General features: G+C 53.3%; 18 protein-coding genes. 9 read left to right on the top strand and 9 right to left on the bottom strand.

All coding sequences use genetic code 11. The features are described 5' to 3' along the window. The first annotated feature begins 38 nt into the window (after positions 1-38). From R3I13_RS05080 to nagA, 3 genes are read left to right on the top strand one after another with little or no spacing between them, the layout of a single operon-like run. Entirely contained in the window at positions 39-3,575 is a 3,537-nt protein-coding gene (locus R3I13_RS05080; protein WP_346316843.1) for a TonB-dependent receptor, read from the top strand. Positions 3,576-3,593: 18 nt separating this feature from the next. After that, a complete protein-coding gene (locus R3I13_RS05075) occupies positions 3,594-5,345 on the top strand; it encodes a RagB/SusD family nutrient uptake outer membrane protein (protein WP_346316842.1) in 1,752 nt (583 codons plus the stop codon). A 24-nt stretch (positions 5,346-5,369) separates the two neighbouring features. Beyond that, complete coding sequence (gene nagA / locus R3I13_RS05070) at positions 5,370-6,473, top strand: N-acetylglucosamine-6-phosphate deacetylase (protein WP_346316841.1); 1,104 nt, start codon at positions 5,370-5,372, stop codon at positions 6,471-6,473. A gap of 60 nt (positions 6,474-6,533) precedes the next feature. Here the strand turns inward: nagA and R3I13_RS05065 are convergent, their stop codons facing one another. The 5 genes from R3I13_RS05065 to R3I13_RS05045 all read right to left on the bottom strand — a co-directional run bounded on the left by R3I13_RS05065 (position 6,534) and on the right by R3I13_RS05045 (position 10,728). Then, entirely contained in the window at positions 6,534-7,097 is a 564-nt protein-coding gene (locus R3I13_RS05065; RefSeq protein ID WP_346316840.1) for a hypothetical protein, read from the bottom strand. Positions 7,098-7,190: 93 nt separating this feature from the next. Beyond that, complete coding sequence (locus R3I13_RS05060) at positions 7,191-7,715, bottom strand: hypothetical protein (RefSeq protein ID WP_346316839.1); 525 nt, start codon at positions 7,713-7,715, stop codon at positions 7,191-7,193. 59 nt (positions 7,716-7,774) lie between these two features. After that, positions 7,775-9,334, bottom strand: a complete 1,560-nt coding sequence (locus R3I13_RS05055; RefSeq protein ID WP_346316838.1) for an autotransporter domain-containing protein — start codon at positions 9,332-9,334, stop codon at positions 7,775-7,777. Continuing rightward, positions 9,309-9,890 carry a sigma-70 family RNA polymerase sigma factor gene (locus R3I13_RS05050; RefSeq protein WP_346316837.1) on the bottom strand — a complete coding sequence of 194 codons (582 nt, stop codon included), beginning with the start codon at positions 9,888-9,890 and terminating at the stop codon, positions 9,309-9,311. Before R3I13_RS05050 ends, R3I13_RS05055 begins: the two co-directional genes overlap by 26 nt. 58 nt (positions 9,891-9,948) lie before the next feature. Beyond that, on the bottom strand, positions 9,949-10,728 hold the full coding sequence (locus tag R3I13_RS05045; RefSeq protein WP_346316836.1) for an RDD family protein: 780 nt from the start codon (positions 10,726-10,728) through the stop codon (positions 9,949-9,951). A gap of 57 nt (positions 10,729-10,785) precedes the next feature. Between R3I13_RS05045 and R3I13_RS05040 the strand changes: the two genes are divergently transcribed. The 5 genes from R3I13_RS05040 to R3I13_RS05020 are packed head-to-tail and all read left to right on the top strand — an operon-like array spanning position 10,786 to position 16,298. Beyond that, entirely contained in the window at positions 10,786-11,772 is a 987-nt protein-coding gene (locus R3I13_RS05040) for a stage II sporulation protein M (protein WP_346316835.1), read from the top strand. Next, positions 11,769-12,704: a DUF4129 domain-containing protein gene (locus R3I13_RS05035; RefSeq protein ID WP_346316834.1), complete on the top strand. Its 936-nt coding sequence runs from the start codon at positions 11,769-11,771 to the stop codon at positions 12,702-12,704. The genes R3I13_RS05040 and R3I13_RS05035 overlap by 4 nt, the downstream gene beginning before the upstream one ends. Positions 12,705-12,751: 47 nt before the next feature. After that, a complete protein-coding gene (locus tag R3I13_RS05030) occupies positions 12,752-13,963 on the top strand; it encodes a DUF4350 domain-containing protein (protein WP_346316833.1) in 1,212 nt (403 codons plus the stop codon). Beyond that, positions 13,963-14,943 carry a MoxR family ATPase gene (locus tag R3I13_RS05025; protein WP_346316832.1) on the top strand — a complete coding sequence of 327 codons (981 nt, stop codon included), beginning with the start codon at positions 13,963-13,965 and terminating at the stop codon, positions 14,941-14,943. The genes R3I13_RS05030 and R3I13_RS05025 overlap by 1 nt, the downstream gene beginning before the upstream one ends. 11 nt (positions 14,944-14,954) lie before the next feature. Next, positions 14,955-16,298 (top strand): DUF58 domain-containing protein, encoded by a 1,344-nt coding sequence (locus tag R3I13_RS05020; protein ID WP_346316831.1) that lies wholly within the window; start codon positions 14,955-14,957, stop codon positions 16,296-16,298. Here the strand turns inward: R3I13_RS05020 and R3I13_RS05015 are convergent, their stop codons facing one another. Further along, entirely contained in the window at positions 16,299-18,965 is a 2,667-nt protein-coding gene (locus tag R3I13_RS05015) for an outer membrane beta-barrel protein (protein WP_346316830.1), read from the bottom strand. Between the two features lie 376 nt (positions 18,966-19,341). On the opposite strand from R3I13_RS05015, the gene R3I13_RS05010 reads away from it, so the two are divergent. Further along, positions 19,342-20,829 (top strand): OmpA family protein, encoded by a 1,488-nt coding sequence (locus tag R3I13_RS05010; RefSeq protein WP_346316829.1) that lies wholly within the window; start codon positions 19,342-19,344, stop codon positions 20,827-20,829. A gap of 72 nt (positions 20,830-20,901) precedes the next feature. Here the strand turns inward: R3I13_RS05010 and R3I13_RS05005 are convergent, their stop codons facing one another. The 3 genes from R3I13_RS05005 to R3I13_RS04995 all read right to left on the bottom strand — a co-directional run bounded on the left by R3I13_RS05005 (position 20,902) and on the right by R3I13_RS04995 (position 24,980). Further along, the gene (locus tag R3I13_RS05005; protein WP_346316828.1) at positions 20,902-21,375 is read right to left on the bottom strand and encodes a DNA starvation/stationary phase protection protein; all 474 of its coding nucleotides are present in this window, start codon (positions 21,373-21,375) and stop codon (positions 20,902-20,904) included. A gap of 26 nt (positions 21,376-21,401) precedes the next feature. After that, positions 21,402-22,310, bottom strand: a complete 909-nt coding sequence (locus R3I13_RS05000) for a transglutaminase domain-containing protein (protein WP_346316827.1) — start codon at positions 22,308-22,310, stop codon at positions 21,402-21,404. 99 nt (positions 22,311-22,409) lie between these two features. Continuing rightward, complete coding sequence (locus tag R3I13_RS04995; protein ID WP_346316826.1) at positions 22,410-24,980, bottom strand: hypothetical protein; 2,571 nt, start codon at positions 24,978-24,980, stop codon at positions 22,410-22,412. Positions 24,981-25,255: the final 275 nt, after the last annotated feature.

Here is a 25,255-nt window from a genome sequence, read left to right as displayed (position 1 = left end):
TTGCATCAGCAGTTTGTTCCAAGCAAATGTGTTTCATTATGAGAATGAGCCTTACCACCATCATTTGCATGCTGGTTAGCATTCACCTCCTGTGGGCCATGCCCGTCAAAGGCCAGGCGCTGGATGAAAAAAAGATCACCATGGAGGCGTCTAACGTTACGCTGGAAAAGGCGTTGTCGCTGGTTGAAAAGCTGTCCGGGTTTCACATTGCCTACGCTTCTGAAAAAGTGGAGCGTTACAGCCGCGTGAAGCTCCACATGGCTACCCGCAGCGTGAGCGCCACCCTGGCGGCCCTTTTGAAACAAACGGGCCTGGGCTACCAGCTCACAGATAACACCATTATGATCGTTCCGAAGCAGGACGAGCCGCTTGTCCTGGCCACTTTTCAACCTGGTACAGACACTGCCATTGAAGTGAAAGGCAAGGTCCTGGATGAGACCGGCAGTCCATTGCCCGGCGTGTCTGTTCGCGTGAACGGCACCACCAGGGGCGTGTTCACGGACGGGATGGGCGCATTCACGTTGTCTGCCGGCCGCGGGCAGGTGCTCCTGTTCACTTCCGTGGGCACTATCCCGCAGGAGTATGTAGTGAGGAATACTGCCCATATCAGCATTATATTGAAGACCGACAGCCGCAGGCTGGAAGACATCGTGGTGGTAGGTTACGGCAGGCAGCGCAAGGCTAACCTTACCGGCGCCGTGTCTGCCGTAGACGTAAAGCGCACGCTGGGATCGCGGCCCGTCACCGACGTGGGCCGCGGCCTCCAGGGCGCGGTGCCGGGCCTCACCATTACCACATCCAGCGGCGACCTCGGGCGCAATCCCAACATCAGGCTGCGCGGCATGACCGGCTCACTGAACGCCGGCGCGGCAGGCGCCCAGCCGCTCATACTGGTAGACAACGTGGAGATCCCCAGCCTGCAGATGATCAACCCGCAAGACATTGAATCCATCTCTGTATTAAAAGACGCTGCTTCCGCTTCCATCTACGGCACCCGCGGCGCATGGGGCGTGATACTCATCACCACCAAATCAGGCGCGAAAGGCGCGCCCGCAGCCATCAGCTACACCAACAATTTCTCCTGGAGCAAACCCACCGCCGTGCCTGTAATTGCCGGCGCCGTAGAAGGCGCGGAAGCCGTGCTGCTCAACCGCCGCCGTTCCAGCAACAACCCCGCCATCAACTCCTTCGGCGTACTGGGCATGTATTTCGATGATATCAGCATCCAGAAAATGAAAGAATGGGAAGAGAAATACGCGGGGCAGGACCTTGGCGATGAAATGGTGCCGGGCCGCGACTTCGAGATCAGGAACGGCAACTTCTATCCCTACCGGCCCTGGGACGCGAACGAACGCTATATGAAAAAATTTGCGTTCCAGCAGAAACATGATCTTTCCGTAACCGGCGGCGGCGACAAAACCAGCTACCACCTTGGCCTGGGTTATCTCAACCAGACCGGTATGCTCAAATTCAAAACAGACCGCTTCGACCGTTACAATGCCACGCTCAGCGTAAACTCCACCGTGAAAGACTGGCTGGACGTGAGAGGGAAAATGATGCTTTCACAATCCAGGCTCGAAACGCCATTCTCTTTCTCCGCCGCGCAGCTGGGCCCCTGGTACTACCTCTACCGCTGGCCGAAAGTTTATCCCTACGGCACCTACCAGGGCAAACCCTTCCGCAGCGCCGTCACGGAAATGCAGCAGGCTAAAATGGACCAGGACAAGAGCACCTTTACCCGCGTGCAGGTAGGCGCTACGCTCCGGCCGCTGAAAGATCTGACCATTGACGTGGACTATACCTACTCCAATACCAACCAGCACATTCACTCCGTGGGCGGGGAAACAGGCGCTATCAACTTCTGGTTCGGCAACTTCAGTTACGTATCCAACTACCAGGGTCCCGAGTGGAACCGCGTAAAATATACTTCCAACTGGAATGATATGAACACCGGCCGCGCATTTGCCACTTACACCAGGAACCTCAGCGAAAACCATCACCTGAAAGGCATTGTGGGCATGGATGTGGACCTTTACCGCAACTGGTCGCAGGTGTCTGAAAGAAGAGGCATGATAGATCCCAACCTTGGCGAGATCAACCTGGCTACCGGCGACCAGTTTGTTTCGGGGAAACGCGGGCATTGGGCTACCAACGGATATTTCGCACGCATCAACTATGATTATAAAAATAAGTTCCTGCTGGAAGTGAATGGCCGTTACGACGGTTCCTCCAAGTTCCCGAAGCACGACCAGTTCGGGTTCTTTCCCTCCGTTTCCGCGGGTTATATTCTTTCAGAAGAGAACTTCATGGGAATGGCCAAACCATTCCTTTCCTTCCTGAAACTGCGCGGCAGCTACGGTTCCGTGGGCAATCAGAACGTGGGCGACGTTACCTTCCTGTCTGTCATGACCGCCAGCAATTCCAACTGGCTGATCGGCAACAACAACATGACCACCTTCAGCACGCCTAACCTCGTACCGCGCTCGCTCACCTGGGAAACCATCTCCACCCTGGATTTCGGGCTGGACGCGCGTTTCCTGGACAACAAGCTGGGCCTCACTTTCGACTGGTATAACAGGATCACGCAAGACATGATCGGCGAACCCGTAGGCCTGCCTGCTACTTTTGGCGGCGCCGTGCCCAAGGAGAACTTCGGCGAAATGCAGACCCGCGGCTGGGAGCTGGCCATCGATTACACCCATACTTTCGATAACGGTATCCGCCTGCATGTGCTCGGCACCCTGTCTGACTTCCAGGAAGAGCTTACCCGCTTTGCCAGCGCCACCACCAACGTGTACCGCAATTACCAGGGCAAGAAGATAGGAGAGATATGGGGATATGTGACAGACCGGCTTTTCCAGGAAAGTGACTTCAACAAAGTAGGCGACAAATGGGAACCCAAAGCCGGCATCCCCGGCCAGGGCGCGCTGACGCAAGGCAGCGCATGGTTCTATTACACACCCGGCGACGTGAAATACACAGACATCAACGGCGACGGTAAAATAACCTGGGGCTCCGAAACCACGGACGACCCGGGAGACCTGCGCGTGATCGGTAATTCAACCCCGCGTTATCAATACGGCATCAGGCTGGGCGCAGACTGGAAAGGCATAGACCTCGGCGTGTTCTTCCAGGGCGTAGGCAAAAGAGAACTGTGGCCTTCAGGCCCCATCTTCATTCCCGGCTTCAACGAAGCAGAAGCCTGGTATTCCCACCAGATGGACTATTGGACGCCGCAGCGCACCGATGCATTTTATCCCCGTCCTACCAACCATGACCGTGCTGAAAGCAATAAGAACTTTTTCCGCCAGAGCCGTTATTTGCTGGACATGTCGTACCTGCGCCTGAAGAACGTGACGCTGGGCTACACCCTTCCCGCCAGCCTCAGCCGCAGGGCGCATATCAAAGCCGCAAGGCTGTATGTGAGCGGCGAGAACCTGCTCACCTGGGATCATATGTCCGTGCCCATCGACCCGGAGATCGATTACACCGCAGAGCAAACAGACCGCTCCGCTTTCGGAAGGGTATATCCTTACCGCAAGGAATTTTCTTTTGGCCTTCAAATCACTTTCTAAAGCGAAAAACTGACTGGTATGAAATCGAAAATATTATGGGCGGTATTGCTGGCGGCGTTGGGAACGGCTTGTAAAAAAGACTTCCTCACCCGCCTCCCGCTGGACCAGATGGACGACGCCACTTACTGGACCAACGAAAACAACGTGCGCACCTTTGCGTATGGTTTTTATCCCACCTACTTCCCAGGCTACGGCCGGCTTTTCGCCCTGGAAGTATACTTTTTCTCCGGGCAGCCGCTGAACGACGATTTTGCGCCTACTGCTCCGGTGTCTTTCACCAAAACCGTTCCAGCTTCCGCCACCGGCACCGCCTGGGATTTTACCAACGTGCGCAAAGCGAACATCATGCTGGAGCGCGTGCGGGGCATGGGCGTGCTGGATGAGGCCACCCGCAACCACTGGATGGGCGTGGCCCGCTTTTTTAGGGCCATGGCTTATTTCAAGCTGGTAAAAACCTACGGCGACGTGCAATGGTACGGCAAACCGCTGGAAGTGGCCGATGAGCAACAATTATACAAGCCCCGCGACAGCCGTACGCTCGTGATGGACAGCATGCTGCTTGACCTGCAGTTTGCAGCAGATAACATCCGCGAAACAGACGGCGAAAAAGGGCTGAACGTTACCAAATGGGTGGCCCTTGCTTTCATGAGCCGGATCATGCTGTTTGAAGGTACCTGGCAGAAATACCACCAGCTGAGCGACGCAAAAAGCCGCGAATACCTTGAAGCCGCTAAATGGGCGGCGAACGAAGTGATCACCAAAGGCGGCTACTCATTCTCGCACAACTACCGCGAATCCTTCAACTCGGCGGACCTCGCGTCCAATAAAGAGATCATTCTTTACCGGCGTTATGCGCCGGGAATGCTCACGCATTCGCTGATGAGTTACAACAATAAAGAACCGCAAACCGGGCCCAACAAAAACCTGATAGAAACGTACCTCTGTACGGACGGGTTGCCCATCGACCTTTCCCCATTGTACCAGGGAGACAGAACCATCGAAAACGTGCTGGCCAACCGCGACAGCCGTATGCTGCACACCTTCAATCCCGAGCTCCGCCCCAACGGTTCGCGCACCCGCACGAACAACCTGGGCATCAGCACGACAGGTTACTGTACCTGGAAGTTCCTCAACGACGCCCTGCGCGAAGCGCCCACCGGCGAATCGAACCTCAACGTTTCCCATGCCCCGGTGATCCGCCTCGGCGAAGTGATGCTCAACTACGCGGAAGCCGCGGCAGAGCTGGGCGGGCTCACGCAGGAAGACCTGGACAAATCCATCAACAAGCTGCGCGCCCGCACCGTGGGCAACCCTGCGCCGCTGCCTCCTCTGCAGGTGCTGGGCGGAGAGCCCGCGGTGAACGGCGCCGTGTACCACGATCCAAAGAAAGACCCCGATGGAAAAGTGACCTACATGATCTGGGAGATCCGCCGCGAACGCCGCGTGGAATTCACCATGGAAGGCACCCGTTTCGACGACCTGCGCCGCTGGCGCAAGCTGGATTACATGGATACCCGCGTGCATACAGACCTCAACCGCGGCGCGTGGATCAAGCGGAGCGAATGGCTGAAACCCAACCCTCCCGGCGGTTCATGGCTGAACAACGTTACGCTTGAAGGGCCGGAGGAAGGATACATCATTCCATCAGTTTCCCCGCTGGCAGACCGGATTTATGACAACGATAAAGTATATTTGGAACCGATACCACAAGACCAGATCAAACTGTTCTCCGACAAAAAAGTAACCTTGTCGCAGAACAAAGGCTGGTAAGGCTCCATCTAAAAATTTTATACCATGCTTACAGCCCTCACCCAGGCGGTTATATTTACAGGAAAGGAAGAGATCAAAGGAAAAGCTTTATTACTGGACAACGGCGTTGTAAAGGGCTGGTCGGAAGAAGGGAACATACCATCAGATTTCCATATCATTCAACAGAACGGCAGGTACATTGCACCCGGCCTGCTGGACCTGCAGATCTACGGGGGAGGCGGTCAGCTGTTTTCGGACGACCCCTCCCCATCTGCATTGATGAACATCGCGGACGCGCTGGTGAAAACGGGTATTACGGGCTTTTTGCCCACGCTGGCCACCAACGAGATGAGCGTTTTTGAAAAAGCGATAGACACAGTGAGGGACCACCCGCATCCCGCCGTGCCGGGCCTGCATCTCGAAGGCCCTTTCATTAACCCGGTGAAACGCGGCGCGCACATTCTCTCCTGCATCAAAAAGCCGTCGACGGATGAGGTGAAAGCCTTGCTGGACAGGGCGCAGGGCGCCATCAAAATGATGACCATCGCGCCGGAAATGTGCAGCCTGGAAGTGATAGAACTGCTGCTTGCCAACGGCGTGATACTTTCAGCAGGGCACAGCAACGCAACTTTCACGGAGGCCGCCGAAGGTTTCAAAAGAGGCATTCAAACCGCCACGCATCTCTTCAACGCCATGAGCCCTTTCCATCACCGCGATACAGGCTTGCCCGGCGCGGTGTATCAAAGCGCAGCTTTTGCCAGCATCATTCCCGATGGTATTCATGTGGACTATGAAGCACTGTCTGTTTCAAAAAAAGTAATGGGCGAACGCCTGTTCCTCATCACGGACGCCGTAGAACCCAGCACCGGAGCTTACCCCCACGTATTCAAAGGCGACCGCTATACGCTGCCTGACGGCACTTTGTCCGGCTCCGCCGTCAGGCTGCTGCAGGGAGTGGAGAATTGCGTAAAACATGCCGGCATCAACCTTGCAGAGGCATTACGTATGGCCTCTACGTATCCCGCGCGTGTGATCGGCCACCCGGAAAGAGGATTGATCACACCCGGCCAACCTGCTTATCTCACCATTTTCGACGGGCAATTCCAGCCGCACGGCACTTACATCAAAGGAGAATTTTTTAAGGCATAAAAAAGAGTTGATGCAGGAATACATCAACCCTTTGTCCTATGTCACCAGTTATTAAAGCTTTCAGCGGGGAAACGACTTCGGGCTGATGTTAACCACGTTGTCGTGAGCCCAGCTGATAGTATAACCAGTGCTGGTGGCGGTCAGCGTACCATGGTAGGTAGCCCCTACGATGGTAATGCTGAAAGGTCTTGTGCCATTGGTGAACGATGGGTGCCATACTTTTTGTTTTGCCACAGACGGGCCGGGATTGAAGGGATAAACAGGATACGCCCTGGTTACGTTGATGCTCCAGCCGGAATCGACATTGTTGCTGTAGGTTTCGAGCAATACATTTTCACTGGGGAAAGTGTTGGTGCTTTCAATTTCCAGCAGCACGGCGGTGTCGTTAACGGAAGAGGGCGTAAGGTTCAGGCCTTCGATGCGGAAATAAGTGCTGTCTGTATGCGGCACCGTGTCGGTAGGGAGCGTGTCCGTAGAGTCAATAGAATCAACGGGAATGCTGTCCTGCAGCTTGGAGAGATCAAATTTGGCGTCTTCTTTAGACAATACGGCTTCCTGGCTGCAGCTGAAGATTGTGCAGGCTGTTACAAGCATAAGCAATGGCAATAAATAAATCCTTTTCATAGAATGTTTTTGTTTATATCATTAAAGACGGGAGTGTGATGAGGAAAGGTTGGGTGAGGATAGTTTTTCTGAAAAGGTTGTGATCACCCTGCATCAGCGGGAGAATGATTTGGGCGAGATGGTGATCACCGAATCATGTGTCCAGTTGAAGGTATAAATATTGTTGAGTTCGGTCAGCGTGCCGCTGTATTTCACGTCTCTCAGCTTGATGGTGAATGAAGTTTCTCCCCTGACATAAAAATTATGTACCGTGTACCTGGCCCTGGAGGGCACCAGGTCATACGGCTTCACCGGGTAGGCATTATGCACGGTTATCTCCCAGAAGGAGAGATTATAGTTGGACAGCATGAGGGTCACATATTTGTGAGGGTAATAATTTTTGGTCTCTATACTGAGTAATATTCCCCGGCCCGAAGAGCGCGGCGTGATATTCAACCCTTCAAGAGGCCTGTAGGCAGGGTCAGTATAAGGGATCGTATCAGTGTCTATATAATCCGTACTGTCTCTTAAATCGCCCGTACGGGCATCTTCCTCAGACAATTCCCCCTCCTGGCTGCAGCTGAAAATTGTGCAGGTGACTACAAGTATAAACAATGGCAATAGCACAATCCTTTTCATAGAATGTTTGTTTTATTTCTATGAAAGACAAACGCGAAGTATAAAAAGGTTGGGTGAGATCAGTTTTTTCTCCTGAAATAATAACGCACCTGCAATTCCAGGCTTTGCCGGTTGGGATAACGGGGGATGTCGTTCATGAATCCTTTGCCGTTGCTGCCACCCCAGCCCAGGTTGTACTGCAGCCCGATGCGCCATACGGGGCTCAGCTGGTAGTCCACGCCAGCCTGCCATTGCACGAAATTCCTGCCGGGAAGTTTATTGGCGTTGAAACGGTCGGGGTAATGCGGCAGGGAATCGAAGGGAATGTTGTAGCTGCCCGGAACGGAGCTGTCCCTTCCCTGCTGCATCAGCTGGTACTGGTAAGTGATGCCGGTGAACACCGACCATTTCCCCGCGTTGTACGCCAACTGCAGGCCGATATTGGCATGCAGCGTGCTTTTGAGGGTGAACCAGGTGCGGGCGGTGTCCACTTTGAAAGTGGTGCCGGTGTCGGGTCTTACATCCTGGTAGAAATGTTCATAGGCATTGTCCGCCCCGGCAAGATAGGTTAGGCCCGCCGATGGACGGAAAGCAAATGCAGGCGAAAGACGGTATGTGTATTCCACCTGCAGATTGCCCGCCCATGTTCGGCGGTCCGCGCCAATGACGGCCGCTTTCAGGTTAAGCGGGCTGATGCTGTAAACAGGGAAATCGTGCGGTTTCAGCGGTAATCGTTGGCTGGCTGCCACAACATTTTGTGTGGATGAAGTATAGGGATAAACAGGTTCCAGGCTGAGCGGAAAGAAGCCAGGGCTGTTGGGAATACCAGGCTTTCCAGTGACAGCGTTCTCTTCAGGATTCCTGTTATTTGCCAACATGGAATCCTGCCTGCGGCCGGCATTGTAACCGGTATTTTCCCCGCTGAACATCTTCCCGGTATTCCCGGCTCGTTTATCAACAGGTTTATCCGCATCCGTCAAAGTTTTTCCCGCTTTTTCAATTTTTTCCTTTCCCCCTTTACCTGCTCCTTCTCCCCGGCCATTTGTATTACCAGGCCCATTGTTTTCATTTTTTTCCGCTTTATCACCATCCCGCTTCAAATGCACTTCCCATGCGGCTTTCGAAAGAGTGTTCTTTGCCAGGCCATCATTATTTTCCTTATCATTGTTTTTTTCAACAAACCTTCCATCCACACCACTATCATTTTCCTTTCCCGCTTTTTCTATGCTATCATTGCTTTTGTTCACAAAGCTGCCTTCTTCAGCACTATCATTGTTCTTTTCTGCAAACTTTTCGTCCGCAACACGATCACTATTTCCCGCCTTCCCTGCATTTGCCGCGCTATCGACGCTTCCCCCTGCAAGGTCGCTCTCTGCCGCCACACTATCCCCGGTTACGCTTTCAGACTTCAAGCCATGCCCACTATTGAACAAAAACAACAAACCAACCGCCAGCAATACGAACACCTCCGCCAGCACGAACCACCAGCCCCTGCCGCCTGGCGGTGGCGCTGCCTGCCCGTCCAGCATATGACGCAGCTGCTCCCAGGCCTGCTCTTTTACGGCAGGCGCGGCAGGCTCCGGCTCCTGTTGGGCCGCAGCTCTCAGCAATCGCTCAATATCGGGTCCTTGTCCGTTCATATTGTTGGTTAAGTAATTCTTTTAAAAGCCGCTTCCCTTCAGACACATGCCACTTGGAGGTACCTGTGCTGATGCTCAGCATGGCGCCGATCTCTTTATGAGCATAACCCTCAATAATAAAAAGATTGATGACCATCCGCGTAGCGGGCGGCAGATAGTGTAATAACTGCAACAGCTCTTTGTAAGCCGCCTGGTCGTGCCCATCCGCCAGCGGCAAATGCGGCGGCAGTGGCGCGGTTTCCAGCTGCTGCCGGTGCTCCCTGAAATAATCGGCCGCCGCATGGTGGATGATCCTGCGCAGCCAGCCCTCAAAACTCCCGCTCCCGCTGTATTGCCCGATCTTCGTGAACGCCCTCAGGAACCCGTTGTTCAATATGCTGATGGCCGCATCCTGGTCCGGGAAGGTGCGCTTCACCACGGCCAGCATTTTGTCGAAGAAATGCATGTACAGCTTCTCCTGGCTCAAACGGTCATGCCTCCGGCACCCCTCCAGCAGCAATGCAAGATGGTCCGGCTCAGCGGCCGCGCCGGGTCTGTATGGATGTTGCGGTTCCAACTGGACTAATCTTACAAGACGCCCTTTCCGGAGGAGAAGGTTGGGTCCGGGGCAAAAATTATCTTCTTGTTACGAGATAATTGTAATCGTTCAGCAGGGTTTCCAGGAACTGAACGGCGTCCATATCGGTTTCTATATGCAATACTTCCCTGATCCTCAGGGAAATGCGCTCTGCCATGGTAGTATCGCCCGTGCGGGAAACACTGTCCAGCACAGATTTGATCTTGCTCAGGTCGCGGTCGCTAAGGCGCAGGATCTGGGAGAACTGCGGGGTATAGTCTGCCTGGTGGATCTCCCGGAAGATCGTATCCTGGATGGTATGCCGCTCCCGTGTGCGCACGAGAATGGTACCCGCCGCCAGGTCGCCCAGGCGCTGGTTGTACGGGCTTCTCAGCACCACGATCAGCGGCACCACGCCGAAGAGCAGCGACAGCAGGGCGGCCCAGGCATCCTGGTCTTCCATCAGCGAAAAAATAAAAATAAGGGTGAATATCGGCGATTCCACGAGCCGGAACATCCAGCGCAGCAATATCTGGCTCAGGCTGGGCACATTGCCCATCAGGCTCACCACCTTGATGTCCATCACCCTTTTGCCAATGCTCTGCCCTTTCATGATCAGCTCTGAAATAAGGTAATAAAAGGAAACCGGCAGCCCGATCAGTAAAATACCCGCCAGGTTGCTGTTCAGCCCTGCTTTGCTCATGAAAAAGCTCATCAGCCACAGGTATGCGCCCCTTATCAGGAGGTCTACCAGGTAAGCCACGCCTCTACGCCCCAGGTCTGCCGCTTCAAACTCGAGGTCAATGTTAAAAACTGTAGGTATTTTGATAATAGGCATAAACAAATTTAAAATTTATTATATTTCCACTTCAGTAATTTTTATGACCCGTACCGGATGAGAGAATCTTCATTTATAAAACGGAACCTGGACCGGTGGAAAAAGATCAAAGAGGAGCCCACCGAAGACCCGGATGTGATGGCGGAACGATTCACTTCCCTGCTTGATGACCTCGCTTATGCCAAAACTTTTTACAGCCACAGCAAAGTGACCCACTATATCAACGGGATGGCATCCGGCATCTTCCAGCGCATATACCGCAATCACAAAGGCGATAAAGGCCGCATCCGGAATTTTTTCTACTACCTGCTGCCATTGCTCATCCGCAAACATCACCGCCTGTTCCTTTTCACATTCTGCTACTTCCTGCTGTTCTGCATCATCGGCGCATTTTCCGCGGCACACGACGAAACCTTTGTACGCGGCGTGCTCGGTGATGGATACGTGAACATGACGGAGGAGAACATTGCGAACGGCGACCCCTTCGGCGTATATAAAAATGAGAACGAATGGCTGATGTGGGTGCGCATCGCCTACAACAACATCCAGGTAAGCATGATCTGTTTCGTGATGGGCATTGCTTTTTCCGCGGGCACGCTGTGGATATTATTTAAGAACGGCATCATGCTGGGTTCTTTCCAGTATTTCTTTTTCGCGAAAGGACTGGGCTGGCCGTCTGTGCTCGTGATATGGATTCACGGCACACTGGAAATATCTTCCATCATCATCGCCGGCACGGCGGGTATGATCATGGGCAACAGCCTGCTGTTTCCCGGCACGCATACACGCACCGAATCACTGAAACGTGGCGCCATGGATGGTTTGAAGGTGATTGTGGCGCTTGTTCCCATCTTCATCGTGGCGGCTTTCCTGGAAAGTTTCGTGACCCGCCACACCAGCATGCCGCTGGCGCTCAGTATCAGCATCCTCGCATTATCAGCCGCTTTCATCATATGGTACTTCGTGATCTATCCCCTGAGGGTGGAGAAAATGGGCTACCGGCTTGATGCAGAGGGCAAACTTTTAAAACCGGCTGCCGCATGAAACTGTTAAGATACTGGATAATGCCGGTCCTGTTCTGCTGCGCGCTGCAGGCAACCGCGCAGGATAAAAAACAAAAACAGGAAGACTTCGATGAAACCGAATGGCGCGTGATCGATTCTGCCGGAGTGGATAGCGTGGCGGAAGGGGATATTGAAGATGCATATGCCGCCGACAGCCTTGAGACGGGAGAGACCGACACCACTTATGCGGATGAAGAAACCTACGACAATTCCACCCTCGAACAAAAAATATGGAACGGCGTGACGCCTTACTCCCGCTGGGACCGGCAGCCCGTGGGCGATTGGGACGAAAGCGCGCAGGTGCGCCTGGTGATACGCCCGGTGAAAACCGCGGACATGGAAGAGCTGCGGAAGATGAAAGCACTCAACTACGACAAGGATGAGAATCCCGGTAAAGAAAAACAAAAAAGCGGCTGGCTCTACGAGCTGGGCGCCTGGGAGAGGAGGAACGAAGAGGCTGTCATGATGGCGTTCTACATTTCTCTCGGCGTTTTATTGCTGAGCGTGCTGGTGATGTTTATTCATAAGAACGATATCGCTTTCCGCTGGTCTTCCGGCGGCAGGAATAATTACGATGGCCCGGAAGCCGCCGTGGATGAAGGTCCGCAGAACTATGAGGCCCTGGCCCGCACCGCTGCCGCGGAAGGGAGGCTGAGAGACGCGGTGCGCTTCCGTTATCTGCATACGCTGCAATTGCTGGAAGCGCGGCAACTGATAGCGCCGGGGAAAGACAAAACGAACATGGACTTCCTGCGCGAGCTTTCCCGCACTACATTTCATAAACCCTTTGCCGCATTAACGCTGCATTACGAATACATCTGGTACGGGAAGCTCCCGCTCAGCAACGGGCAGTACTCCCGGCTGGACGACCAGTTTGCCGCATTTTCCCAATCTATCAAACAGCTCTCGTGAGAACCGGCTTCATCATAAGTATTTGTGTTATCATCGTGGCATTGCTCATGTTGATAATCATCGGCGCCAATACGCGTGGCGGGGGCGGTCATGCGGAGGAAACCCGGCTTCACCCGGGGTTGGCCACCTACAGCAGCCGCGACAAAGCGCCCTTCGGCAGCTACGTGCCGTTTAAAGTGATGGAGAATTTTTTCCAGGGAACCAAACCGAAAACCGCCACACGCTCTTTCGCAAGAACATACGCCAACACTTCCGGCCTGAAAGGGCAGAACAATGCCTACATCATTGTAGCGGAGCGGCTGTGGCTCACGGAGGCGGACGCCCAGGCTATGTCTTCCTACGTGCAGGACGGCAACAAGCTTTTCCTGGCCATAGAAGAAACCGATTCGCTGCTGGAATCCACTTTCGGGTTCAAGGTAAAAAGAGGAACATCAGTTCCCGTACCGATTGTGCTGGTCAATAAAACCTCCGGAGACTCCATTGTAACGCAGCATTTCTCCAACCCGCATTTCGGCGCGGATACAACGTTTACCGCCAGGGGCTTCACGCAGAACAGACACCTTGCATCGCCGGATTCGGGCATCATTACCATCCTGGGCACCAACGCGCGCCATCAGCCGAATTTTTTCCGTGTGCCGCATGGCAACGGGCAGCTGATCGTGATGCTCAACCCCATGACCTGGACGAATTATTTCCTGATGAAGAAAAACAACATCAGGGCGCTGGAGCTGCAAATGTCCTACCTGCCGGAGTTTCCGCTGAATGTGTACTGGGATGAATACTACAAACATCTCTACGGCCCGCAGCGCGACGATTTTTCCGACTGGCAGGTGTTGCTGAAACATTCTTCCCTGCGCTGGGCGCTTATCCTAGCCCTTGTTTTACTGTTGCTCTACATTTTGTTCGAAGGCAAACGCCGCCAGCGGCTCATTCCGCCAAAACCTGTGCTGGCCAACACTTCGCTCGATTTCGCGGAAACGCTCGGGAGATTGTATTACCTGCATCACAACAACGGCAACCTGGCCAACAAAATGACCCAGCACCTGCTGGAATATATCCGCCAGAATTATTACCTGAACACCGGCGCCATTTCCGGCGAATTCGTGACCGCGCTCAGCCGCAAGTCGGGCCAGCCGCGGGAATTCATAGAACAGCTGATGGGCATGGTCATGGAAGTGAAGTTGACGGACAACATCAGCGATGAACAATTACAGCACTATTATAACAGCATCTATCAATTCTATTTAAAAGCGAAATAATGGAAATAAACACCTTTGAGCCCCGCACGGACCTCAGCGAGCTTCACGAAGCGATTGCGGCCATCAAAGCAGAGATTGCAAAAGTGATCGTAGGCCAGCACCAGATGGTGGACCTGCTCACGGCGGGCCTGCTGGCCAACGGCCACATCCTGATAGAAGGGGTGCCGGGCGTGGCAAAAACGCTGGCCGCCAAGCTGCTGGCCGGCGCCATAGACGCTAAGTTCTCGCGCATCCAGTTCACGCCCGACCTCATGCCGGCGGACGTGCTGGGAACTTCCATCTTCAACCCGCAGAGCAAGGAATTTGAATATAAAAAAGGTCCCATCTTCGGGAACATTATCCTGATAGACGAGATCAACCGCGCCCCGGCGAAAACGCAGGCCGCGCTGTTTGAAGTGATGGAAGAGCGCCAGGTCACCAACGACGGGCAGACCCATCTGCTGGACCAGCCTTTTATGGTGGTGGCCACGCAGAACCCGATAGAGCAGGAAGGCACCTACCGCCTGCCGGAAGCCCAGCTGGACCGTTTCCTGTTCAAGATCGAAGTGAAATATCCTTCCCTCCAGGATGAGATCTCCATCCTCCAGGCCGCCAACACGCAGGGCGGGCAGCACCAGATGCTGGCGCAGATACAGCCTGTGGTGAGCGCCGCTACCGTGCTCCGCCTGCAGCAAAAAGTGCGGGAAGTGCTCATGGAAGAAAAACTGCTGCAATTCATTGCCAGCCTCGTGAATGAAACGCGCATGAACCCTAGCATCTACCTCGGCGCTTCGCCCCGCGCGTCCATTGCGGTGATGAACTGCGCCAAAGCCGTAGCAGTAATGAACAACCGCGACTTCGTAACGCCGGACGACATTGTATACATCCTTCCGCACATCCTGCGCCACCGCATTGTGCTCACGCCCGAACGCGAAATGGAAGGCATCACGCCGGACGAGATCATTGCAGAAATTCTCAAAGCGGTGGAAGTACCGAGATAAACAGGAATAACATGGGAATACTCACCCGGTTCTACCGTTCATTTTTTCTCAGCACAAGGCTCTACCTGGCGCTGGGCGTGATCATCATGGCATTTGTGACCGCCTTTTTCGTGCCGGTGCTCTTCCAGGCTGCCATCACCGCGCTGATCGTTTGCTCGGTCGTGCTGCTGCTGGATGTGGCATTGCTGTACCTGCCGGGCCGCGCCCTGCAGGCAGAACGCCGCATGAGCGACCGCTTCAGCAACGGCGACAACAACGAAGTGGAACTGCTCATCCGCAACGGCTACACGTTTCCCGTGCAGCTGGAGATCGTGGATGAACTGCCTTTCCAGTTCCAGCTGCGCAACTTTTCCCTGAAAGGCAGCCTGAAGGCCAAAGAAGAGAAACTGTACAAATACCAGCTGCGCCCGGTGGAAAGAGGGGAATACCAGTTCGGCAACGTGCAATTATATGTCCGGAGCGCCTTCGGGCTGGTTACCCGGCGGTACACGGAAGCGCTGGAGAGAACGGTGAAAGTATACCCTTCCTTCATGCAGCTGCGCAACTACGAATTATTTTCCATCAAACACAAGCTGAGCGAAATGGGCGTTCACCGTAAACGTGTAATAGGCCACAGCATGGAGTTTGATCACATCAAAGAATACACCCGCGGCGACGATGTGCGCACCCTCAACTGGAAAGCCACCGCCCGCCGCGGTACGCTGATGGTGAACAACTTCATGGAAGAACGTTCACAACAGGTGTACTGCGTGATAGACAAAGGCCGCACCATGAAAATGCCCTTCGACGGGCTCACCCTGCTCGATTACGCCATCAACGCCACTCTCGTGTTCAGCAACGTGGCGCTCGGCAAAGGGGACAAAGCCGGCCTCGTCACTTTCACCGGCAAACAAACTGAAATCCTCGCTGCCAGCAGCAAAAAAGTGCAGCTGAATAAAATATTAGAGCAGCTCTACGCCCAAACCACCGTCTGGACGGAGAGCGACGTGGAAAGGCTCGGCGTGCACCTGCGTGCTTCGCTGTCGCAACGCTCGCTGCTCATCTTCTTCACCAATTTCGAATCCATCACCAGCCTGCAAAGGCAACTGCCCTTCCTGCGCCAGATAGCAAAATACCACCTGCTGCTGGTCGTGTTCTTCGAAAACACGGAGATCAAAAAACTGAATGAAAAACAGGTGCAGGATGTGGAGCAGATCTACATCCAGGTGATCGCGCAGAAGTTCGCGCATGAAAAGAAACAGATCGTGCGGGAGCTGGCGCAGTACGGCATCATGTCGCTGCTCACCACGCCGGAGCACCTGACGGTAGACGTGGTGAACAAGTACCTTGAGCTGAAATCGCGCATGATGGCTTAACTACAGCGGTTCTTCCTTTTCAAAATCTTTCGGGCCTTTCTGGCCCAGCTTCGTGAATTTGCGGATGTTGTACGTAACGTTCAGGCTGAAGAAACGCACATTCTTCCGGTTGTTGGAGTATTGTTCGTAAGTGTTGGTCAGTTCGTAGAAGTTCCGCACGCTGGAACCGAAAATGTTCTCACAGGTAAACGCCACGTTCAGCTTGCGCTGGAAAAGGTTCACCTGCCCGCGCAGCCCGCTGTTGAAGCGCGCTTCCTGCTTGCCCTGAGAATAGTAGCGCGGCCCGTTGTAGCGGCCGTTCACGGAAATGGAGAACACGCGGATGCGGTAAGCCGCCCAGATGGTAAGGTTGGAGGTCCAGCCGGATACGTGCGCGAATTTCTCACTCACCGCATTCCTTCCTTCCTCCCCGCCGTCGGTGATCGTTTCATAATACCTCAAACCTCCGCTCACATTCATGTTGAACGAACCTTTGTTGTTGCCCAGCGCTTTGAAGAAATGCGAGTTGATCGTGGCATACGCGCTCCTGTCTGTGCGGGACGCGAGGTTCACGTAGGTGCTCGTATTGATGATGGTGCTGTCGTTGATGTATTCCACCTGCGTATAACGGCTGATGATGTCGCTGGCGTCCTGCTTTTCAAGACCTATTTTCACCTGGTGGGCTTTGATCTGCGCGGTATATTCCAGCCGGTAGTCCCTTGTGAAAGACGGGCGCAGGTTGGGATTGCCGGTACGGATATTGAAGCTGTCCGCCGTGTTCACGAAAGGATTCAGCTGTTCAGGCGAAGGGCGGTCCATATTCCGGTTGAAGTTGAACGTGAGCTGCTGCTGCTTGTAATCGTACTGGAAGTTGAAGCCTGGCGAGAAGTTGGTGTATTTGAACGGTACACTGCTTTTCAGTGAATCCAGCAAGGCCAGCTGGTTGAAGTATTGCAGGCCCGGGTTGAAACGGAAATTGGCCATGTGATTTTTCCAGGGGCTGTAATTGATGCCCATGGAGCTGCGCACTTCGTAGGTTTCATTGTTGAAGCGGTTGCCGGCATACAGTTCTTCAGACCTGTTGCCGATGTAGCCCAGGCGCCCGGTGAAATTGTATCCCAGCTTGCGGCTGCGTTTCCCTACTGATACGTTGGCGGCGTAGTTCTGGTTGAAGTCGCTGTAGTCGGTAGAGAGCTGCGGAGCGGGCAGCAGTTCAAGATCGTTCACATTTTTGCGTGTGGCATTGTTGAGGTTCGTGCCCCTGCTCAGTTCTGCCGTGGCGCTGAGGTCATAATATTTTCCACTTGAAAGTGGCTGGCGGAAGTGGATGTTGGAACGGAGGTTGAAGTTGCCGTTCTTCCGGTCGTTGCGCTGCAGGGAAGTATCGTCTGTAAGCAGATAGAAATAATCGTTGTTGCCATAACCGGAGCCGCCGCCTTTCACGAAGTTGAAACCCGCTTCCAGCTTCTTCTCGGAGTTCTCTTCATATTCTTTGAAATAATACCAGTCGGTTACGGCGCGGTAGCCATTACGGCGGTTGCGGCTGTCCTGGTTTTTGATCATGGTGGGCTTCTGGGCGTAGTTGCTGTTGATGCTGTTGTTTTCCGCATCGCTACCATCGCCCGTCCAGCCGAGGGTTACAGAGCCGCGGAGCCTTTCTTTTTCCGTGATCTTCAACTCGTAACGGCCATTCAGGTTGTGGTTGAAGTTATAGGAAGTGCGGAAATTCTTCTGTGAGAGGTAGGAGCTGTCGCCGCCCGGTGTTTTCGGGAAATATGTGCGGTTCACGTAGCTGCTGTCTGAATTATACTGGCCGTTGTTGAAATAGGTAACCTGGAAAGGGGCGAGGTTCAGGTTGTAGCGCATCTTTGCGTTGAGGTTGCGCCGGCTGTCCACCCCCGCGGTGAACGCTGCGGAATAGCCGCGGAACTGCACTTTGCGGGTGATGATGTTGATATACCGGATATTGGTCCGTCCCTCCACGAGCGCCTGTTCGGCCTCTACCGCATCCGGCGGGGCTTTCAGCACTTCAATGCGTTCTATCATGAAGGAAGGCAGGTTATTCAGGTAACTGTTGGCGTCCATGCCGGTGAGGGCGATGGGCTTGTCGTCCACATAAAATTTCACCCGGTCCTTTCCTTCCATGGTGATATTATTATTCGCGTCGATCGTCACGCCGGGCACGTATTCCAGCAGTTCCATGCCGGTGCCGCCGGGCAGGAAGTTCTCATCCGGTGTAAAAATGATGCTGTCCTTGTTCATGGTGTACATCTGCTTCTGCCCCACCACGGTCACTTCTTTGAGGCTGCGGGCGCCGGTTTCGAGCAGCACGGTGCCCAGGTCGCGCTGGGTTCTTTCCGCGCTCAGCTTTACGTGCACAAAATAGGGGCTGTATCCCAGCGTGCCGATCTTCACGAGGTAGCTGCCATAGGGCACAGGTTTCAGGAGGAAACCGCCTTTTTCATCGGCTGCAACGCCGGTCACGATAGTGGAATCATCTTCATTCAGCAACGCGACTGAAGCGAATGGAATGGGTTCTTTGTTGGTAGCCTGAAGAACTTTCCCGCTGATGGCGCCCGTTTCCGTATCCTTATTGGAAGGGGGCTGCTGCGCCTGTGCCGTAAAAAATGAAAACATACATCCCAGCAGGCACAGGAAAGACGTGCCGCATTTTGGCTTGATACTCATCTATTCTTAACGTATAGGTTGATGACCGAAAAATACGATCCCGCTTTTTGTTAACAGTAACATTTACACATATGCATGATATGCAGGATAAATGGTAACGTACACGCTGCCGGTATTCACGGAAGGGGCATCTTAAGGTAAGACGTCAATTTTCCGATAATCTTTGCCCTGCATGCGATCTTTCTTTAACTGTTTGGATGAGCGGCGGGAACCCGGGATTTTCGGCCTGCGGGCCTTCAGGAGGGCATAAAAAAAGCCCTCGGCACTGCACCAGGACTTCCGCCAATTGTGACTTCTCTCGCACATTTGTGTTACCTTGCCATAAGTATATAATAATTAATGTGTTTTTCTGTTATAATGATAGAGTTCCCGCTCTATGAAACTAACGTACAGGCATATAGTATTTTTAATTCCCGTTCTTGGCCGCTTTGCAACCGGCAATGCGCAGAATCTTATTGCCAATCCAAGTTTTGAAGATGTGAACATTTGCACGGAGTACCATGCACCCTGCAATCCCTCAGCCTGGGTGAGTGTGTCGCCGGAGCATATGCGGATAGATTACCTGTATTCCGGCGCCGCCGTGGAAGGAGTGCAGCTGCTGAAGCTGATGTACCGCGGCCATGGAGGCATGTGCAATTACGCGCAAAGCAGGCTGCTGTGCCCGGTAGTGGCCGGCCGGCAATACAAGATCACAGTAGTAGCGGGCTCTGAAAGCCATGAAACCGTGGAGATCGGCATCCGGCTGGATACTACCTGGATCTACCGCCTGGCCGCCGTTCCGCTGGATACGCTTCCTCCCACCATCGTGCTCGGCGGCGGCGACGCGCTGCCGAAAAACCAGGAAGACGGGATATTCACCCGCATGGAAAAGGTATTCACCGCGCCCGCCGGCGCCACCCACATCATTATCGGCAACTTCAACAAGACCAAACGCAGTAACTACGCGAAAGAATACCTGTACATAGACAGCATCGGGCTGGAGCCGCTGGACCCGCAACCGCTCTGCCCGGAAGCCCGGGCCGTGAAAGACACGCTCTACGCCTGGCATCACCGCCACACCGTGCCGCGTAAATATGTTATCGAAGAAAAAACAAAAGTCGAAATAAAAAAAGACAAACGCCACTGCCTGACCCTCACCGTAAAAGATGAAAGCATTTTCACGCCGAAAGGCCGTTCAAAATACCCGGAAACCGCTGTCAGGCTGGATTCCATCATTAGGGTATACGACCCGTACGCCGGCACGAAAGTGATCGTGACCGGCTATGCCTTTAAACCCGGAACGGCCGAGTACAACAAGATCCTGTCTACAGTACAGGCCCAGAAGCTGAAAGACGTGCTGGTATACCGCCACGGCTTCGCGATGGACGATGTGGACGTATACGGCAGGGGCAATATGGAACCGCGTTACGACACCACCACCGAGGCCGGTAAGGAAGAAAATAATTTTGTGGAGATAGAATTCTGTCATCCGAAGCCACCGCCCGTTGCCGCCCTGCCTCCGCCGCCACCCGTGCCGGACACGCTGGTGATCCCGGATGTGCTTTTCCGCTTCAACAGCAGCGAGCTGAACACGAAGCTGTTTAAGTCGCTGGACAGCCTGGTGGCGCGCATCCCGCGCCACGATACCATCCAGCTGCAGATCCTCGGGTATACGGACAATGTGGGCACGGAAGCCTATAACCTCAACCTGAGCCGTATGCGCGCGACGGCGGTCGCTGAATACCTGAAGGGCAAAGGATTGGAGAAATACATCCGGCATGTATCCGGCCTGGGCGAAGCGGATCCCGTGGCGCCGAACGATTCGCAGGAAGGGCGGCAACGCAACCGGCGGGTGGAGATCATCATCTATAAAGGATCGGATTAATTATATACCGGCAAGCAGGCAAAAAAAGGCCGGCCCTTGATGGACCGGCCTTTCCAATTGTATCCCGGGTGGTTATTTGCTGAGGTAAGCACGGAGCATCCAGGCCATTTTCTCGTGCTGGCGCAGCAGGCCGGTCACGAAATCGCTGGAGCCAAGGTCTTTTTGTTTGTCGGCAAACTCGGTGATCAGCTCACGCAGCGAGCGGATAATGGTCTCATGGTCGTCCAGCAGGTTCTTGATCTGCTGGGCCTGGTCGCTGGTATATTCGGGTTCCAGCAGGTTGGTCAGTTTCAGGAAATCGACCATGCGGCCAGTACTGAAATGCCCGATCATACGGATGCGCTCTGCAACTTCGTCAATGATCTCTGCCAATTCGCCATACTGTCCTTCGAAGAACAGGTGCATCTCGTGAAAATTGTCCCCGACCACATTCCAGTGATAATTGCGGGTTTTGGTATACAGCACATGTTCGTCGGCCAGCAAAACCTGCAATTTATCTGCAACTGCCTGCAAATGTTTCTCGGGAACTCCGGTGTTTACTTTCATGGTTATAATTTTTTTGGGTAAAAAATCTATAGTTCTATCAGCGCATATACTTTATCGTTCAGATAACGCCCGCCGGGATTCCATGCGGAATAATCCAGGTTGATCCAGTATTCGCCTTTCATTTCATGATAATATAACTCTTTAACAGGCGGATTGTTGAACAGGTGGACAATTGCCTGCTTCATCGTTTCAAACTCCTCCTTGCTTCCACAATACAGCTCCGGGTAAGCGTGTCCTTTGATCAGTACGATCCTGGTGCGGGCGCCTATGCTCTGCATACAGCTGGCCATCAGGATGGAATGATCGTCGCAATCCCCGCCCAGCCCGTTCCGGATGGTTTCCATGGGGGTGGCAAAGTATTCATCGCGCTGGCTGTCATTCACATACTTGAAATGATGGCGAATGTATTTAAAAAGCGAGAGATACCGCACCACCTTGCCGTACTTGGGAAAGTATTCGTCATAATAATCCAGCGAATGTTCAACAGAAAAGTTGCGGACAAGCGAATCTTTATAAACGGCCTTCTCCCGGATGCCGCGAACGGTCTTGTCCATATAGGTCTCCACCTTGCGCGGGTAAAAACTGAGGATGTCCAGCTGTTTATTGTCCCGCGTGCCCCAGTTGCCCTGCACCATGCCCTGGTAGTCGTTCAGCACGTTGGAGAAGGAATACCGGCCGGTAAAGAAGTTGAACACGAGGATGCCGGCCACCAGCACGAATGCCGGGATGATCAGCGGTTTAAATATCCACAGCAGCAGGCGGGTGAACAGGAATGCGATGAGGATGGAAAGGAAAAGGTCGATATGCCACTGCCCAAGCTGCACAACAGGCATGAACCGGTTGATATACGGAGCCAGGGGCAGTATGGTCAACAGGCTCAGGAGGTTCAGCAAAAAGTGCTGGAAGGTGGAGTATTTGCTTTGATCGATCGGCATTACGGTATCTGGTACCGTAAAATTATGCCAATTTGTGCTGTGCAGCCCCGGAAATATTGTTAAAATGCTATCAACATTCCCGGGGCGCCGCAGTCCCTGTTATATGGGCTCAAAAGCGGGAAGTGTCTGTTTGAAGGACGTGCTTTCCCGGATCAGCTCCATTTTGTGCAGGGCGTCTTTCTTCTGCTTTTCCATTTGCAGGTGGTGGTATATTCGGTTAAGTACACCGTAATTGAGGAGCGCGAATATTTTGAAGTCCAGTTTCTGCGCCGTATCCATGGCGGATTCTGCGGCCCGGATGGCTTTGTTGAACTCTTTTTCCTGGTAATAAATCTGCGCCGCGATGATCTTCTGCAGCGTGTCAAGATGGCGGCCGTTGAAGAAGTCGGAGGAATAGAACTTCAGTACGCTCTCCACGTGCTGGCTGATCCTGGCCGCAGCGGGAATATCGCCGGTGCTGATGTGCGCCTGGGCCTTCCAGCAAAGCAGCATCAGCCGGAAAGGATCGGTACGGTTGAAGAGGATGGAAGGATGCTGCTGGAAAAGCCGTTGTGTAAACAGCAGCAGCTGCTGGTAATCGCCCAGCATGAGAAAAATGAAACACATGGCGCGGTACACGGCTTCTTCCCCTACGGTAAAGGTTTTCTGGTTGGCGAAGTTCCAGTGCTCTACGTAATGGTAGATCTTCTCTTTCATCTTCTCATCCACCTGCCCGAACTTGAGGTATTCGTAGATGAAAAGGAAGGCTTCGTAAGGACTGATCCACATTTCACCGGCCATTTCGCCGCCGGTGCAGATCTTTTTGATATTGGACAATTCTATCTCGCATTGTTCCGCATCCAGCTGCATAAGCGCCATCACAAAAAGGTTGCTGCGGATCTTGAGCTTATCGTCCGGCGACTCGGCCATGCCCAGCAGGGTATTGAGCACCTTCCGTTTTTTGAAATGAATGAAGTCGTCGTTGATGAACTGGCTGAAAGGGTTCTTCCTGAACCAGCCCGGCGGGAATATAGTGGAGAGCTGTAATTGCTGCGAGCCTTCCTGCTGGTAATGCAGCACCACGTATTCGAGCAGGTGAGCCTTTTCGAGCGTGGCCAGCGGCAGCATGAAAAAATTGCGGATGCTTTCCACCTGGTTGCCCGTGATGGCGTAACGCAACAGCCATTTGAACACTGCTATGCGGAAAGGGCTTTGCGGGAAATAATCCAGCACATGCCGCAGCAAAGGTTCGGATACGGCCTGTTCGTGCTCCGCCAGGAAATGCATGGCAGTGAAGTATTCCAGCAGCGAATTGTGCGCAAAACGCACTTTCACGTTGAACATGATCTCCTGGCTCAGGTTCTCCTCCACGAGAATATTATCCGCGATCAATTCTTTATACGCGGGGAAAAGGTCTGCGTTCTTATTCAGCAGTGTGCACTTGTCTGTATACAATCCCGCTTTTCCCATATCCAGCAGCTGCAGCATTTTATCAATGATGCGCACTTTGAAGGAATTGGCGGTGGAATTGAAGACGCGGTTCTGGATGAAGCGGCTGATCACTTCGAAGAGGCTCAGGTTCTCGTCTACAAACGACTGGTCAGGCGTGGAATTGAGTTGTGAAAAGAGTTGCAGGTAGTAAGGATGCCTAAGTTTTTGCAGGAAGCTGTCTGAGAACAGTCGTACGGTGGCCGGGTCGAAATCGAAATTATACAGCACTGATTTTACCTCCTGTTCGGTGAGCAGGGGGATATTGGTATTGGTGTCTTCATCCATTTCCGGGCCCAGGTACCAGTATTTGCGGAATGAAGGGTACTGGTGGCTTTGGTGGAACACCTCGCCCCAGGTGCTGGAGCGGATGGAGAGGATCACTTTCACCCAGGGATGCTGGTCGTTGGAGTAAACGAAATCTTCGAGTTTGTTATAGAGCAGTTTCAGTTTATCCGCGCCCATGGCTATTTCGTCGAAGCCGTCTATGATGAGCACGAGGCGGCCGCCTTTTTCGTTGGCGTGGTTGGAGAAGTATTCGCGGAAGTTGTCGCCGTTGCCGAGGCTCAGCTGGTTGTCCAGCCAGGCGGAGAGGGAGAATCCTTTAAGCAGGAGGCTTCCGGCGGCGTGCGCGTTGATGAACCAGCAGATGTCATTTTGATACGCAGGGTCTCTTCCGAACCAATAATGTTCCGCTGCGTGTACCAATGCGAGTGATTTTCCCCAGCCTGCGGGTGCGATCAGGACAGTGGCGGCGTGGCTGCTTTCAAGGAATCTTTCGATGTGGGAGAGGCAGTATTGCCGGGGCACGGTGTTCTCGAAAGGCATGCCGCAGCGGTTCTTGAGGGTGAGCATGGTGTAATGCGAAACGGCGGCAGCTCTCTTTCGCACGTCTCCCCATTTGGAATGGTCTTCCGGCGGGCGGCGGAATGTTTTTTTGTAGAAGTGGGTCTGGAACTCTTCCCAGTCGCGGAACCTGCAGTACTGCGCCAGTGTGTTGAGGGTATAGCGCGAGAAGCTGTGTTGCGTGACCGCAAACCCGAAAACACGTTTGAGTGTGGTTTCGCTGACGAGTTTTCCGGTATGGTTAAGTATAGCCTGGGCGAGGTGTTTACATTGATTTGGCTGAAGATTTTCCACCCCGAATTGTCGCAGCACCTCACCCTGCAGGGTGATGATGAAGTCGTAGGACAGGTCGATCATAAGGGCACACAATTAATGGATTAGGATTATAGAGACGCCTGAATAATGGTACGAATGAATAGATACGTAAGCGAATGAATGTTTGGATTTGGCGCTTCCGTAAATGAATAAACTGAATAGGAAATAGTTAATTGAACAAACATGTTTTTCGGTTTGATTATCAATTAAATGATGGGTTATGGTACAGGAAAAAAATTTCAGAAAATTTTTTTGCCGGATAATCCTTTCTAATAGGATGATGGAAATGGATAAAGGAGTGAAAGCTATGCATAAAA

It is taken from the genome of Chitinophaga sp. YIM B06452, from assembly GCF_039655965.1.
GTDB lineage: Bacteria > Bacteroidota > Bacteroidia > Chitinophagales > Chitinophagaceae > Chitinophaga.
The sequence above is the reverse complement of the archived record's forward strand: the minus strand, read 5'-3'. Positions and strand labels throughout refer to the sequence as shown.